Source organism: Oleiphilus sp. HI0066 (assembly GCF_001635725.1).
This window is the reverse complement of record NZ_LWFH01000266.1, coordinates 1-701: the sequence shown is the minus strand read 5'-3', so window position 1 is coordinate 701 and position 701 is coordinate 1. Positions and strand designations below refer to the sequence as shown.

General features: G+C 49.4%; 1 protein-coding gene. It reads left to right on the top strand.

Annotated features, from left to right (window positions below; genetic code table 11):
* Window positions 1–701: 4Fe-4S dicluster domain-containing protein (locus A3738_RS04000; protein ID WP_197473574.1), on the top strand; the 701-nt coding region annotated here is incomplete at both ends.

Sequence of the window (701 nt, the reverse complement as noted above, 5' to 3'; positions counted from 1 at the left end):
GCACCACCCAGTGCTCGCCAAGCACCTTGAAGGTGGTAAGCGTGTTTCTTACGGCGCACGTGCAATTACTAAAGGCGGTTTTAACGCACTTCCTAAAATGACATTCCCTGGTGGTTTGATCGTTGGCTGTGACGCGGGTACTTTGGACTTCTCTAAGATCAAGGGTACGCACACTGCAATGAAGAGCGGCATGATCGCAGCGGAAGAAGTCGTAAAAGCAATTGCGGCAGAGCGCGCAAACGACGAGATCACTGAATTCTCGGCAGCATTCAAAGACTCATGGGTATATGAAGACCTATACAACAGCCGTAATTTCGGTCCAGCTATGCACAAATTTGGCATGATTGGCGGCGGCGCGTTCAACTTCATTCACCACAACATTATGAAGCTTCCATTCACGTTGCGCGACACTACTCCTGATTACGCCACATTGAAGCCTGCTTCTGAAAGCAAAAAGATCGATTACCCTAAGCCTGACGGCAAGCTTAGCTTCGCTAAACTTGACTCCGTATTCATCGGTAACGTAAACCATGCAGAGCACCAGCCATGCCACTTGAAGCTAGCTGATGGGAGCATCCCTCTTGCGCAAAACTTGCCAAAATATGATGAGCCAGCGCAACGCTACTGCCCTGCAGGCGTATACGAGATTGTTGAAGACGAGAGCGGCGAAAAACGCTTCCAGATCAATTCTCAAAACTGTG